We start from the raw sequence: 14,922 nt of genomic DNA on the forward strand, positions 1-14,922 counted from the left end.
GCCCTGCGCAAGACGGAAAGCACATTAAGTGCTTTCCTTTGCGTGCGGAACTCGCGACAAACTTAACCCCCGCCCTCAGCCCCGGAGACCCTCCCTGCCGTCACATTATTCAACCAGTTTTGCGGGCGTGCGCCGCTGTGCGGCTAGCCCACGTGCTCCTCGGCGGGGTTGGTCTGATGGACCTTGTTGAACTACCGCCTTTGGCCCAAATGGAAACGGAGGATGCGTTGTGCATCCCCCGTTTTTGTTGCGGTTACTCTAAGTCAATAAATTTGGTGCCCAGGATCTTGCCGTCTTTGACGAGCATTCTGGCCATGGTGGGGCCTCGGGTGCCTCTGGGGTAGCTGGCGCTGCCGGGGTTGAGGACCAGGCAGCGGCCTACTTGGGCCTCTTTGGTTACGTGGGTATGACCGTTGATGGCTACGTCTACGGATCCCACCGGAAGGTCTTCGCGGTAGTGGGCTACGGCGAATTTGAGTCCTTCGTAGGTGAAGAGGGCCAGACGGTCTACATCCGGGCCGTAGTCGCGGTAGTAGTCGTTGTTTCCTAGGACCGCTCGCACGGGGGCGATGGTGCATAGATGCTCGTAATCCATCTCTGAGGTGAGGTCTCCGGCATGGATGATCAGATCTGCGCCCTTGAGCTCGTCCAGAAGCGCGGGCGAAAGATAGCCGTGGGTATCCGAGATGATGTCGATGCGCTTGGCGCTTGCACTGTTCATGGGATCCCTTCTTCAGAACCGATTCGACGTATATACAAAAAGCCCCACGGCTCCGCAGACAATTGGTCTACAGGGCTGCGGGGCCAGTGTGCTAGAGGCTCAGGGCCTTCTTGAGCGGCACGACGCGGCGGCGCGAGACCGGCACGCGTTCGTCGACGCCCGTAATGCCCAGTTGGATAGCGCCCGAGGGCACCGTCTCGACATCCGTGACGCACGCCAAGTTGACGATATAGCGTCGATGAACGCGAAAGAAGCCAAAGTCGCAAAGCTTGGCCTCGAACTGCGCCAGCGAAGTCGTCGATAGAAAACGATCATCGACGGTATAGATACAGGAGTAATCGTCCTTGGCCATGATGAAGCGAATGTCATCCACGGGGATGAGGACCTTACGGCCGCCCTTTTCCACCGGAATGCGCTCGATGGTGGCTTTGCTGTCCGTGACGGGCTTGGCGTGCTGCATGACCTTCTCGATCGCGCGATCCAGGCGTGCCTCCTCAACCGGCTTCATTAGGTAATCGACGGCATCAACGTCGAACGCCTCGACGGCATGATCGCTATACGCGGTCACAAACACAATCGCCGGCGGATTCTTAAGCTTATGCAGTGCCTCGGCAAGCTGCAGACCAGAAGCACCGGGCATCGAGATATCGAGAAATACGACATCGACGCGGCTTTCCATCAACATCTCAATGGCGGAGCGGACGCTCGACGCCTCAGTGATCGTGCCGATCTTGCCCGTCTGCTCGAGCAAGAAGCGAAGTTCCGAACGGGCCGGGGCCTCATCATCCACAATCATCGCACGCAGCATAGGGATTAAACCTTTCGTCAACAAACTAGGCTGGGCATCCGCCGCTTGGCGTTGAGCCCATAGCATTTTATTTTACTCTTGAATGTCAAAGATGCTCTCTGACAAATCAAGATGCAGGAGCACTTTGGTGCCCTTGCCCGGCGCCGATTCGACGCGCGTATAAGAGTGCGGTCCATAAAAGCGATGGATGCGCTCAGAAATATTGTGCATGGCCACGCCGGCGCCGCCGCCTTGCGGGGAACTGGCATCGGGGCGGGCGGAGCGCTCATCAAACAGCCTGGCGGCGGTGCCCTCGTCCATGCCCACGCCGTTGTCGGCCACGGCAATCAGGATTGCGTCGTCGCCGTCTTGATGGACGGTCACATCGATCTGCAGGGCATCGCCATCGCCCATGCCATGCCGCACGGCGTTCTCGACAATGGGCTGGATTACAAAGGCCGGGACCAACGTGTCCTCGACATCCTCGGAGACATCGAAGGTCGCCAGTACGCGGTCCTCGCCAAAGCGCGCCTTCTCAAACGTCAGGTAGCGCTTGGTCTGGGCAACCTCGCGCGAGACCGGGATAAGCGACCCCGAGTTGTCGAGCGTGGCGCGATAGAACGAGGAGAACTCGCGCAGCAGCTCGCGGGCGCGCAGCGGGTCGGTACGCGTAAACGACGCGATGGTGTTGAGCGTGTTAAACAGAAAGTGCGGATTGATCTGCGCCTGCAGAGCACGAACCTCGGCACGTGCCGTGAGCTCCTTTTGTACCTCGAGCTCGTGGATGGCGAGCTGCGTGGACAGGATCTCGGCAAAGCCCGAGGCGAGCGCATACTGGGTACGGTCGACGGCGCGCGGGGTCTTGTAGTAGAACTTGAGCGTGCCGACGGTGCGGTCGCCCACCTTGATGGGCGCGATGATACCGGCGGGAACATGGTTGTGCGAGCCATCCGAACCCACCACGTCCACCACGCGGTTGAACGACTGCACGATGCCGTGCTCAATGACGTAGCGCGTGGCAAGCGTATGGATGGGCGAATCGGGCAGCAGCTTTTCCTCGAACTCGCCCGCGCAGGCCAGCACGTTGCTCTCATCGGTTATGGCAACGGTCATGGCACGTGTCTCGGGCAGGATACGCCGGCACACCAAAAGCGCCGATTCCTGCGTCAGGCCGCCCTTAATGTCCTCGAGCATGGCCGAGGCAACCGAGAGCGTCTCCTCGGTGTACTGGGAGCGTACCGAATCGGGATTGAGCGTCAAATAGATAAAGATGCACAGGAAGATGCACAGCAGCGCACAGGCGATCACCGTGGCAATCGGCTCAATGCCAGTCGCCAGGGCAAAGATAAAGTACACCAACACGCAAACGGCGCAGACAACGGCGATGATGCGAAAGATTGAAATTGAATTATCGCGCTGAGCGCGGCGGTCGATCATTCAGCCCCCTCCAGGATGCTAATCAGTTGTGCGTCGCGCCAAAGTTCGTCCATGATCTTGGGCCAGAAACTCTGAAAACGCAGGTAGCTTGCGGCGTTTTGGCGGGCATAGGTCTTGGCCTCGTCAATACCATGACGCCAGATGCGCAGATACCCCTCGTGCTCGCGGGTAAACATGCTGCGAACCATGGCGGTCTTGCGCACGCGGTCGTCGAGCTCGCGCGAGATCCACGGACCCGGATAGGGCATGAGTGATGCGGCCGTAACCGGAATGAGCTCCTTTTGGTGCGCAGCGAACGTCAGCTTGGCCCGCTCGTAGTACCAACGGTACACGTCCTGCATAAAGCGCGGCGAGCGCTTCTCGGACTCGGGCGGCAGGTGGCGTACGGTCCACTCGTTGTCGAACCACACGTCGTAGCCAAACATGCGCATGTTAAACAGGTAGTCCAGATCCTCGCCGCGGGTGATAAACGGGTCGAAGGCCACGCGCGTAAAGGCGCGGGCGTGCAGGGCCATCAGGCCGCCGCACACGTAATTGGAACGCGAGATGCGGGTGCCCGAGAGCGCCTTTTTCATCCAGCGATTGAACTCGATACGCTTGGTCCACCAGCGATGGCAAATGCCCACTTTGTCCGTGGGAGCCAGCGGCGACCCGTCGCGATCGTAAAAGTATCCGCTCTTGACTAAAATCGGCAGGCCCTGACGCGTCTGTTGGCCCAGTGCATAGGTCGCACGCTTCATAAAGTCGGCATCGATGACGGTCTCGTCGTCATCCAAAAACACAACCGCGTCGTGCCCCAGCACCGCCGCACAGGCAAGACCCATGTTGCGGATGGCGCCGTAGCCGCGCAGGCTCACGCACTCGCCCGAGCCTTTGGGCGCGATCTGCGCCACGCGGTCGGCAACACGCGAAGCCTGAGTATTGGTAACGATGGTGACCTTAAGCGTGGGATGCGCATTAACGATTTCGTGCACGCGATGGGATACGTCGGCCGTGGCAGAAACCGGACAGACCACCAAGAGAATGATGCGCGGAATGTCGCGCACCTGTTCGAGCGAAGTCAGGCAGCGATCGAGTTCCGGGTTGGCGGCATTGAGCGACGTCGAGTGATCGTAGGTGCCAGGAGCGTTTGCTTGGGTATCATCGCCCGCCCAATATGTTGGGATCACAACCGTGGCGTTCATACCTTTACCCTCCTTGCAACACAAAAACGGGGCGCCGCCAAACACAGGCGACGCCCCGCGACCTAGCTGGTTCCATCATACCCACTTGGGCTAAACATTGTTCGGAAGTCAGAATGATTTATGCGGCTACTTCCAAAAGAGTACTGCAGATAGGCACAATTGCTGTACTGAGCCCGGTTGCCTCACGCCGCCGCCTGAGCCATGCGGGACAGACGGACCAGCAGCACAAAGCCAACAACCAGCAGAACGCCAATAGAAAGGACGCCCAGCGACGGGTTGCCGGTCAGGGAGGTGACAACCGACACCAGGAAGGTGCCCATAACGCTTGCGTAACGGCCAAAGATATCGAAGAATCCGTAGTACTCGTTGGACTTTTCCTTGGGGATGATGCGGCCAAAATAGCTGCGGCTGAGCGCCTGCACGCCACCCTGGAACAAGCCGACCAAAATGGCGAGCACCCAGAACTCAAAGGCGGTCTTCAAGAAAAACGCGGCAAAGAGCACGATGCCCATATAGGCGGCGACGGCCACCAAGATCATGTTGAGTGTGCCCACGCGACCGGCGAGCTTGCCGTAGATGATGGCGGACGGGAAGGCCACAAACTGCGTAACGAGCAGAGCCAGCACCAGCTGGGTCGAATCGATGCCCAAGGCCGATCCGTAGCTGGTTGCCATGGAAATGACCGTGTGCACACCGTCGATGTAGAAGAAGAACGCGATCATGTAGACCAGCACGGTCTTGTTGTGGGCGATCTCGCGCATGGTGTGTCCGACCTCGGAGAACACGCCGCCCACGATGTGGCCGATGGTGTCCTGGGGACCGCGCGCGCGACCGTATTTTTGCTTATAGGTGCGAATGAGCGGCAGGGTAAAGATAAGCCACCAGGCGCCAGTGATGACAAACGACAGACGCGTTGCCAGCATGGTGGGGACGCCAAGAGCGGGGCCACCCATGATAAGCGCCAGGCAGATGATGAACGGCACGGTAGAACCGATGTAGCCCCAGGCATAGCCCGAGCTGGACACGGCGTCCATGCGCTCGTCGGTGGTAATGTCGGGCAGCATGGCGTCGTAGAACGTCATAGAAGAGTTAAGGCCGATGGTGCACAGCACGTACACGGTCAAAAATGCCATGGCGGACATGGGGATAGCCTGCGCCAGGCAAAGAACCAGGCCCGTGAGGAAGAAGCCCAAGAAGAACTTAATCTTGTTGCCGGCGTAATCGGCAAGCGCGCCCAGAATGGGCATGAGCATGGCAATGACCAGCGAGGCAATCGTCTGCGCGTTGCCCCAGGCGACCACCAGGTCTGCCGAGGAAGCACCGGTATTGATGGCGTTAAAGTAGATGGGCACCACCGAGGTATTGAGCAGCACGAGGGCCGAGTTGCCCACATCGTACATAACCCAGTTACGCTCGAGCTTGGTGTATTTCATGGACAGGGCCCCTTCGTATTCGCCCGATATGCAGTTAGTTCATCGTACCCCAATTGTCCAGAGGCGCCGGTAAGGATTCGGCAAAGGGGCACGCACGAGCCCTACTCCTCGCGGTCGAACTCTTCGTCGGCGCCGAGCACGCGACCGCTGTAATTGACGTGGTTGGTCACGGCTTCCATATCGCCGGTCTCGATAAAGCGGGCGACGGTGAGCTCGTAATCGAGCAGTGCGCGGTCAAAGACCTCGGGGAAGCTCTCGGTCGAGACTTCATCGGTAAAGGGGCTCTTCCATGCCAAGTGGCCCAGGTTGCCGGTACGCTCGGGCAACTCGGTCGTCACGCGGTGCGCAAGGCCGTCGAGTAGCGAATAATCGTGCACCAAGCCCTCGAGCAGGGCAATCGCGCGCGTCTTGGCCGAACCGGCCGGCTCGATAGTGCGGTAGAGCAGCTGCATGTCGGCTACGGCGCCGGCGTACTCCCCCGCCGGGATGTCGATACCGTACACGCGCCCGGCGACGTAGCTCATCAGCACGCCGGCAACGCGATTGATGCGGTCGGTGGTGACGATCTCGCCCGCCGGCGGATAATCCTCGACCGTAGCCCCATCGCGCTTGAGCTGCAGCATCAGCACGTCCAAGTCGCTTTCGAGCACGGCATGAACTTGACTGCCCGAAGCCTCGAGCTCGGGATCGGACTCGACAATGCCAAACTGCTGCTCGTAGACAAAGGGGTGGGCATTGCGATCGAGCACATAGTGCGACAGCAGGCCCAGCGCAAAGGCGCGACCCAGATTGGCATCGCGCGGCTGCAGGTGCGACACGCCGTCGCGCAGGCACGAGAACTGGCGCGACATGCGCGAGCGGTGCATGACCTGAGCAAGCGACATGCAGTCGGAAATGCGCGGCGTGAGCATGTGGAAGAAGAACGGGTCGGGGCCCTGGTTGCCCAGGATAAAGGCGATGCGTTCCTCGTCGGACGTGATAACGCCCTGCGGAAGACGGTCGATGCTTTCCTCGCCAAACAGATGATGCGTAATGAGCGCGGGCATAATAATCCTTTCGATTTCATTCGATGCAATCCATTATGCCCACCGCACAGTCATGCCAAACCTGTAACGGCAAACGATGGCACACCGATCCCTACGCAAGCCCCAAGTGCGATTTGACCTCGGCAGCGCGACGGCGGGACACGGGCACCGTCGAGGTTACGCGATCGAGCCTGAGCTCCATCAGGCCCGTGGAGCCGATCTCGACATTGTGCACGTCTTCCAAATTAACCAGATAGCTGCGGTGGACACGGATAAAGCCCTCGGAGGCCAGGCGCCGCTCGAGCGAGGAAATCGACTCATTGATCAGGTACGTCCCCTCGGCGCAGACGGCGTTGCAAAAATCGGCGCGCGCCTCAAAGTAGCAGACATCCGCCACGGGAATGAACACCTTTTTGCCCCCGCGATCCACCGTCAGGCGCAAAGGCTGGCGCGGAGCATGGACGACACGGCGAGCGCCCAGGGCAGTCTCGATCTTGTCGAGTGCCTTTGACAAGCGGGCATCCTCGACCGGCTTGACGATGTAATCGACAGCATCGAGGTTATAGGCATCGGCCGCATACTCGGCAAATGCCGTCACAAACACCACGACCGGCGGCGTCTTTAGGTTCTGCAGCGTCTCGGCAAGCTCAATTCCCGAGCGACCGGGCATGGTAATGTCTAAAAACAGCACGTCGGGCTTGTTCGACAGAATCGACTCCACGGCTTCGGTGACATTGCCCGCCTCGGCAATCTGACCCACACGCGTATCCTTTTCCAACAGATAGCGTAGCTCAGCCCTAATTGGAGGCTCGTCATCAACCACCAGGATGTTCCAGCCTTCGGACATATGCGCTTCCCCTCTTTTTCTCTCAATCCAACCGCGTGCTACACCGTTAGCGGCGCCGGCTCATGCGGCTCGCCGTTCAACTCAACGATGACCTGCGTTCCCACGCCCTCCTGGGACTTCACGCGCATGCCGGAATCTTCTCCGTAAAAGAAATGGATGCGCTGAAGCACGTTGAAGAGCGCCAGGCCGCAACCTCGCTTGACGGAGCCGTCGGCGGTAATGCTCTCGGGTTCCTCTCGGCGATGCTGCTCAAACAGATGCGCGCAGACTTCTTCGCTCATTCCGATGCCGTCGTCTTCGACGATGATCTCCAAGCCGTCATCGGTCTCAAAAGCCCTAACACGAATAGAAAGCGGCTCGATCTCGCGCTGCGCATGCTTGATGCAGTTTTCGAGCAGCGGCTGCAAGATAAACGGCGGCACCAGGCTGTCACGCACCTCAAAGTCGATGTCGACCGAGACGCGCAGACGGCCGTCGCCATACCGGGCCTGCATAAGATTGATATAACGAGTGCCCTGTTCCACCTCGTGCTCGAGCGTGGTGAGCGTATCGGAATCAGAAAGCGTCTGACGATAATAGTTGGAAAAGTCGATCAGCAGCGATCGCGCCTTGTCTGGCTCGGTTCGAACGAGCGACACGATCGTGCTAATGGTATTAAACAGAAAATGAGGATCGACCTGCGATTGCAAGGCGCGCAGCTCCACGCGGGCCGTAAGCTCGTCCTGGCGCTCGAGCTCAAAGCTCGCGAGCTGCGTGGAGATGAGATCGGCAAAGCCCGAGGCCAACGCCGTCTGGCGCATATCGATGCTGCTCAGGCGGGGATAGTACAGCTCGAGCGTACCCACGCAATGCCCGCGCACGGTAAGCGGCGCGACAATGCCGGCGCGCAGGCGGGGAAAATAGCCGCCTGTCTCATTGGAGGTGTCACGCGAAAACACGCTCTGCTCGCCCGTCTCAATCACACTGAGCGTGGTCTTGAGCACGACCGGGGTTCCGGCGGGACACCTTGTCGAATCCTCGCCCCAACTTGCCAACACCTGCTTGCCGTCGGTAAAGCAGATGGCAGAGGCGATGGTCTCGGACAGGATGATCTTAGAGGCACCCAGGGCCGCTTCGGGCGTAAGGCCGCGCGACGTGTAGGCGAATATTTTTGATGCGATGGCGAGCGTACGGTCGGTTGCGCTCGATGTGAGGTCGTCGGGGACCACAAAGACATACGAGAAAAAGAAGCACAGCATGACCATGCCGGCAATAACGACAACGCCCGGAACGGGATTGGGGTTATCGGTTAAATCCCAGATAAGCAGCAGGATAAGCGCCGGAACGACAACACCGAGCAGGATGGCCTGGACCACATGCTGGGCCGTGCGAAAGACCTTGGTAGAATTGTAGCTCTTGCCCAGAATCAGCCTGTTTAAATCCACCGTCATCCCCTTTTATCTATCGCACCCATAGCAATAAAGAGGGCCGCAAGCGACCCTCTCCATTGCATTATGCAATCAAATACTGTGTTTTATATCCAGTCGTCGATGAACGGTAGTTTAGGCGCTGTATTTGTTGGCCTCGCCAAAGGTGCCAGCCTCGACGATCCAGCCGTCCTTCATGATGACGTCCATGTTGTCGGTGTTGAGCACGTGGATGTCGGCGGCGACGTCACCGTTGACGACCAGCAGGTCGGCGCACTTGCCGGCCTCGATGGAACCGGTCTCGTCCTCGATGTGGCACATCTTGGCACCGTTGAGGGTGGCGCAGGTGATGGTCTCGACCGGGGTGAAGCCGATCTTGTCGACGAACTCGTACATCTCCTCGATGGAGCAGGTGCCGTACGGGGTGACGAAGGAGAAGGAGTCGGAGCCGATCGTCATGACGACGCCGCGCTTCTTGGCCTCGCGCAGGCAGTCGTAGTTGCGCTGCAGCTCCTTCTCGACCAGGGTGCCCTCGTACTTGTCGTGCAGCTCGGGGACGTAGACGGGCGGATAGGTGGCGTACCAGGTGGGCAGGAAGGCGATCGTCGGGGTGAAGAAGGTGCCCTGCTCGGCCATGAGGTCCATGGTGCGCTCATCGATATCGAAACCGTGAATCAGCTGCTCGCAGCCAAAGCGAACGGAATCGTAGGCAGCGGCGTGGTTGTTATAGCAGTGGCTCCACACGGGGATGCCGACCATCTTGGCCTCTTCGACCACGGCCTGGATCTCCTCGGAGCAGTAGTGCTGGTCGCGACCGGAGTCCCAGCGCCAGATGCCGCCACCGGTAGCCCAGATCTTGATGGCATCGGGGTTCTCGCGCAGGCGACGACGGACGGCCTTGCGCAAATCCCAAGGACCGTCGACCTGGTCGCCCCAGGGATGGGATTCCTTGTTGAGCTCCTGGGTGCAGTGGTGGGAGTCACCGTGGCCGGCAACGCGGCAGAAGCCGAGGCCGGTGGCCAGAACGCGCGGGCCCTTAAAGACGCCCTTGTCGATGCAGTCACGGATCTGGATGCCAAAGCGGCCGATCTCGCAGACGGTGGTGAGGCCGTGGGTGAGGCAGTCGTAGGCCTGCTTGACGGCGACGGCCTGCTTCTCGAGGAGCGGCTGCATGACCCAATCGGTGTCATCGTCGGTCAGGTTGCCCGAGAAGTGCAGGTGGGTGTCGATCAGGCCGGGAAGGACGGTCTTGCCGGCGGCATCGATAACCTCAACGCCCTCGGGAAGGTCCTGCATAGTGCCGGCGTACTCGATCTTGCCGTTGTCGTCGACGAGAACGAGGGAGTTCTCGACCGGCTCGGCACCGGTACCGTCGATGAGCTTGCCGCCAACGATTGCATACTTAGTGGACATGGTTCCTCCTTATGGATCCATATAGTGGGCGAGGCCGTGTTGGGTCGCGGCCTCACAAAGCTACCCAAGTGGTGCCGGGTTCGGTGCGCGGGAGAGAGGGCCCCGCGCACCCGATCCGCCCCGGCTAGGCGTTACTTTTTGCGGGAATTGGTGAAAGCCATGAGGGCCAGGCCAATAGCCAACCAGCCGATCACGATGCTCCACTCCACCATGTTGAGGGAGGCGGGAGAGAACGGAATCACGAGCAGGCCGATGATGATGGCGCAGGCAGCGATAGCGAGACCGATGCCAAACTTGCCGCCGGGCACCTCGTAGGGACGAGGCAGGTCGGGCTCGGTGAAGCGCATGCGCAGGCAGGCGAGGGCGACCATACCGCAGGAGAAGATGAAGGCGAGAGCCGACACGTTGGTCAGAGGGATGAGCATGTTCTTGCCCAGGAACGGACCGATGACGGTGATAACGCCCAGAACGACGCAGGCGAGCTTGGGAGCGCCGGACTTGGGGTCGACCTCGGCGAACTTCTCGGGCAGTTGGCCCTTGCGGCCCATGGCGAGCATGATGCGGCTCGTGGCGCCGTAGAAGGAGTTCATCGGGCCCATGGGTCCAAGCGTGGCGATGACGAGCATGGCCAGGTACAGAAGCATGTTGATGCCCTTGAGGCAGGCAAGCGCGGGAACCGGGCTCTTAACAAACTCATGCCAGTCGAGGATGGTGCCGAACGAGTAGATGCAGACCATGTAGAAGCCGCCGGCGGCCAGCAGGGCCAGGGAGATGATCTTGCCGAACTTGTTCCAGTTGAGGCCCTCGGCTGCTTCCTCAGCCTGCTGAGGAATGGTGTCGAAACCGGCGTAGAAGAACGGGGTCAGAACCAGGACCGACACGATGCCGGCGAACAGGCTGGCGCCCTCGGTAGCGGCCTTGCCGCCGCCAGCGCCGGTGACCATGGAGAACACGGGCATGGCGTTGTCCGGCGAGCCGGTGAACAGCGAGACGCCCATGGCGAGCAGCATGCCGCAGAACAGGGCCTTGGTCAGGAAGGCCTGGAGCTTGGCGGCCGAGCTGGCACCGCGGAAGTTGAGGAAGATGACGTAGGCTGCAAAGCCGAGCGCGATCAGCGTCGGGAACAGGTAAACGTCGGCGCCCAGGATGGTGTAGAGCTTGACGGCGCGCAGCCACTCAAGACCGGGCAGGCTGCCGAACATCTCGGACACGAGGGTCGAAATGGCGATGGCCTCCCACGGGCACAGGATACCGTTGCCCAGAGCCAAAAGCCATCCGGTGATGTAGCTCAGCGTACGGCCAAAGCTACGATCGACATACTCGACGATGCCGCCCGAGATGGGGATAGCAGCCGTGAGCTCACCGAAAACAGCTCCGACGGGCACGAGGAAGATTGCACCCAAGAGGAATGCGATCATAGCGGGAACGGGACCGCCGCCCACGACCATCCAGTCGCCGACCTGCAGAACCCAACCGGTACCGATAATGGCACCGAAACCGATGGTGAAGAAGTTCCAGAGCGAAAGCGTTTTCTTCATGCCGCCGTTATCCTCGACTGCAACTTCTGCGTTCTTGTCCGCCATTGTTCCCCTCCTTTCCTTTTTGACGCCCCTTGACGTCACCCCTTGCGCGGTCTGTTTTGCCGCGCTCTTTTATTTCGTAGCTTTAAGATACGGCCTTGGCGCAGCACGGCCGCCCATGGCTCGACCGAAGGCCGAACTCGCATATGAGCGGCACCGTTTTTGGGACGAACGGCACGGTTTGCCGTTCATTGTTGCCGCCCGTCCGACGGGCGTACGCTCATCGGACGCATATAGAGATGTTTTTGAGGCCGTGTGTTTTGCGCCTTTCGTACCGTTTACCGAGCTTTTGACGCGCAGGCCCATTTGTTGCACATCTTTTCTGTAGGATGGACAGGTTATACATGAGACAAGGCGGTACGAATGGCATACGGATACAACGACGGTGATCAACGGCGACAAAGCGTTCGCCTTGCTGGCCGTACCACGCCGACGCCCAGAAGTGCCACGAGCAGCAATCCGCAACGTCCTCAAGAGCAACCCAGGCCTTCGTCTCGGCAGCAGGCAAGCAGAACGCGGCAGAGTGGCCGTCTGAGCACGGGCACAAGCGCGCAGCAAGATAGCCGCTTGGGCGCACGCACTCGACAGCGTCAGGCCGAGGTTCCGCAACTGCGCCGCAACGGCGCACGTCAGCCCGGCATCCATATCAACCGCTTCTTTTCGCATCCCCAAGGCGGACGCGACGGCAAGCCCTACCGCTCGACATCGCACGCGAATGCCCCCGCCCTGCCGGCTCGTCGACTTCGCCTCGCACTGTGCTCTATCCTTACCTGTCTGGTCTTTGTGCTTATAAGCTCCTGTATGTCCCACGGGTCGGCCGGTCTCGAGCCCACCGCCGAGGACAAGCTGCTCAAGGCCCCCGTCGCACCCGGCTATTCTTTCGCCTTTTCGACCCCACGCTCGCAATGGCAAGCCGGCACGATGCCCCATATCTATCAGATCGACCCCGCGTGGTCGGAGCTGCCTTACGCCGGCGGCACCATCCGCCAAAATGCCTGCGGGCCTACGTGCCTCACCATGGTCTATATCTTTAAGACGGGACGCACCGATATGACCCCCGTCGATATGTGCGCGCTTTCCGAGGCGGGCAATTACGCCCCCACCGGTGCAACCGAATGGTCGTTTATGACGAGCGGCGCGTGGCAGTTGGGACTCAACGGAACGGAACTCCATATCGATCGCGAATCGATGACTCAGGCACTGCGTTCGGGAGCGCCCGTCATTGCCGCCGTTCGGCCGGGCACCTTTACCAGCGTGGGCCACTACATTGTGCTTTACGGTATTGACGACGCCGACCAGATTGGCGTCTACGACCCCAACTCGGCCAGCCGCAGCGCCCGCCGCTGGGGCGTCGTAGAAGTCCTTAACGAAGTCGAAGCCATGTGGGCCTACTACTAGTCATTGGGGACAGACTTAAATGAGTGGTCGTTGGGGACAGCCTTTAGGGACTGTCCCAAGCTGCCGGCAGGAAAGGAACGTCCCCAAGTGCCGGGTTGAAACAAAAGCCCCGCAGTCGGAGCGGACTGCGGGGCTCATGAAGAGAGGCTAGTTTGTGGGCGCCTTGCCCGGCGCCCACGAGAGAGGCAATGGAGTAGAGGCTACTCGTGGATGCGGGTACCGGAGAGGCCGGCCATGGTCTCGGCGGCCTTGTCCAGGGCGCCGATGATGCAGGTGCGGCCCTTGCGGGAACGGGCGAACTTGATGGCGGCGCGGACCTTGGGCTCCATGGAACCCTTGCCGAACTGACCCTCGTCGGCCAGGCGCTCGGCCTCGTCGGCGGTGATGTCCTCGAGCTCCTCCTGGTTGGGCTTGCCAAAGTTAATAGCGACATGCTCAACGGCGGTCAGCAGGAACAGAACGTCGGCGTCGCAGTCCTCAGCCAGCAGCTCGCCGCCCAGGTCCTTGTCGATGACGGCGGGAACGCCCTTGTAGCAGCCCTTGTTCTCGTAGTCGCGGACGACGGGGATACCACCGCCACCGCAGGCGATGACGATGAACTCGTTGTCGAGCAGATTGAGGATGGAGTCAGCCTCGACGATCTTCTTGGGATCGGGGGAAGCGACGACGCGACGCCAGCCGCGACCGGAATCCTCGACGAAAACCTTGGAAGGATCCTCGGCCATGAACTCCTTGGCCTGCTCCTCGGTGTAGAAGGGGCCGATCGGCTTGGTCGGGTTCTTGAACGCGGGATCGTCCGGGTCGCACTCGATCTGGGTGACGACGGTGGCGGCGTGCCAACGCTTATAGCGCTTGTGCATCTCGCGGCCAATGCCCTGCTGCAGGTGATAGCCGATGTAGCCCTGGGACATGGCGCCGCACTCGGGCAGCGGCATCTCGGGGGTGCCGATGGCGTCGTGGGCAGCGGCGAAGGCGTTCTGAATCATGCCAACCTGCGGGCCGTTGCCGTGGGTGATGATGATCTCGTTGCCCTGCTCGATCAGGCCGAGGAGAGCGTGAGCGGTGTTGCTCACGGCCTCGATCTGCTCAACGGGGTTGTTGCCGAGGGCGTTGCCGCCAAGGGCGACGACGATACGATCGGGCTTGCCAAGAGGCTTAGACATTGCTGGAATCCTTTCTGTAAAAGGCCTACAACCCATTAATAAACCGCGCCCGTGCGATACGCGAGTTTATTAAGGTTTATATTCTCTTTATCGCTCATTTTATTCATTTTGAAAATAGTTGAACGGTGAACGGTCGTTTTTATCCGCTCAGCGTACAGAACCCCAGCTCAGATATGTTTACGCCATTTACGTGCGACTTTATTTTAATGGAGCGAGGATTAGGCTGCTTTATGCAAACTGTATCTTTGCTAAACACAAAACAGACAGCGCAAAATCTTACTCGCACTATACGAGATTCTATGCACTAATTGGACGAGTATGCAGCCCTGCAATAACATGGCGTTTTTCATCCAACTTAAGGAATAGACGAGTGCCTTTGCCGCGCATCGGCCGGCAGCCGGCGAGCCGTCTCGTCGATCGCCGCTTCCAGAAAATCAAAAACTGATATTGCGCGCGAAATTGCGGCATGGTACTTTAGCGAAGAACAGCGCGGGCTGGGGCGACAGAGATCTGTCGTGAAGTTTGGGT

At 59.9% G+C, this 14,922-nt stretch carries 12 protein-coding genes; 1 reads left to right on the top strand and 11 read right to left on the bottom strand.

Features of this window, described 5'->3' with window-relative positions; genetic code table 11:
• Positions 1 to 253: 253 nt before the first annotated feature.
• The 10 genes from PMX21_RS05935 to PMX21_RS05980 form a co-directional block, all read right to left on the bottom strand.
• Positions 254 to 721 carry a YfcE family phosphodiesterase gene (locus PMX21_RS05935; RefSeq protein WP_271748538.1) on the bottom strand — a complete coding sequence of 156 codons (468 nt, stop codon included), beginning with the start codon at positions 719 to 721 and terminating at the stop codon, positions 254 to 256.
• Positions 722 to 812: 91 nt separating this feature from the next.
• Positions 813 to 1,529 (bottom strand): LytR/AlgR family response regulator transcription factor, encoded by a 717-nt coding sequence (locus PMX21_RS05940; RefSeq protein ID WP_118238181.1) that lies wholly within the window; start codon positions 1,527 to 1,529, stop codon positions 813 to 815.
• Positions 1,530 to 1,601: 72 nt separating this feature from the next.
• Complete coding sequence (locus PMX21_RS05945) at positions 1,602 to 2,945, bottom strand: histidine kinase (protein WP_118238179.1); 1,344 nt, start codon at positions 2,943 to 2,945, stop codon at positions 1,602 to 1,604.
• Positions 2,942 to 4,129 carry a glycosyltransferase gene (locus PMX21_RS05950; RefSeq protein ID WP_271748539.1) on the bottom strand — a complete coding sequence of 396 codons (1,188 nt, stop codon included), beginning with the start codon at positions 4,127 to 4,129 and terminating at the stop codon, positions 2,942 to 2,944. The genes PMX21_RS05945 and PMX21_RS05950 overlap by 4 nt, the downstream gene beginning before the upstream one ends.
• Positions 4,130 to 4,311: 182 nt before the next feature.
• Entirely contained in the window at positions 4,312 to 5,562 is a 1,251-nt protein-coding gene (locus tag PMX21_RS05955; RefSeq protein ID WP_271748540.1) for an MFS transporter, read from the bottom strand.
• A gap of 101 nt (positions 5,563 to 5,663) precedes the next feature.
• Positions 5,664 to 6,608 carry a zinc dependent phospholipase C family protein gene (locus tag PMX21_RS05960; protein WP_271748541.1) on the bottom strand — a complete coding sequence of 315 codons (945 nt, stop codon included), beginning with the start codon at positions 6,606 to 6,608 and terminating at the stop codon, positions 5,664 to 5,666.
• Between the two features lie 91 nt (positions 6,609 to 6,699).
• Positions 6,700 to 7,434: a LytR/AlgR family response regulator transcription factor gene (locus PMX21_RS05965; protein WP_138374374.1), complete on the bottom strand. Its 735-nt coding sequence runs from the start codon at positions 7,432 to 7,434 to the stop codon at positions 6,700 to 6,702.
• 38 nt (positions 7,435 to 7,472) lie between these two features.
• Entirely contained in the window at positions 7,473 to 8,858 is a 1,386-nt protein-coding gene (locus PMX21_RS05970) for a histidine kinase (protein ID WP_271748542.1), read from the bottom strand.
• A gap of 117 nt (positions 8,859 to 8,975) precedes the next feature.
• Complete coding sequence (locus tag PMX21_RS05975) at positions 8,976 to 10,253, bottom strand: metal-dependent hydrolase family protein (protein ID WP_055310078.1); 1,278 nt, start codon at positions 10,251 to 10,253, stop codon at positions 8,976 to 8,978.
• 131 nt (positions 10,254 to 10,384) lie between these two features.
• Positions 10,385 to 11,836, bottom strand: a complete 1,452-nt coding sequence (locus PMX21_RS05980) for an APC family permease (RefSeq protein ID WP_271758652.1) — start codon at positions 11,834 to 11,836, stop codon at positions 10,385 to 10,387.
• A gap of 564 nt (positions 11,837 to 12,400) precedes the next feature.
• On the opposite strand from PMX21_RS05980, the gene PMX21_RS05985 reads away from it, so the two are divergent.
• The gene (locus PMX21_RS05985) at positions 12,401 to 13,231 is read left to right on the top strand and encodes a C39 family peptidase (protein WP_271758654.1); all 831 of its coding nucleotides are present in this window, start codon (positions 12,401 to 12,403) and stop codon (positions 13,229 to 13,231) included.
• 200 nt (positions 13,232 to 13,431) lie between these two features.
• Here PMX21_RS05985 and arcC read toward each other — a convergent pair whose 3' ends face one another.
• Positions 13,432 to 14,394 (bottom strand): carbamate kinase, encoded by a 963-nt coding sequence (gene arcC, locus PMX21_RS05990; protein WP_055310076.1) that lies wholly within the window; start codon positions 14,392 to 14,394, stop codon positions 13,432 to 13,434.
• Positions 14,395 to 14,922 lie beyond the last annotated feature (528 nt).

Source organism: Collinsella aerofaciens (assembly GCF_028209885.1).
Taxonomy (GTDB): Bacteria; Actinomycetota; Coriobacteriia; order Coriobacteriales; family Coriobacteriaceae; genus Collinsella; species Collinsella aerofaciens_BA.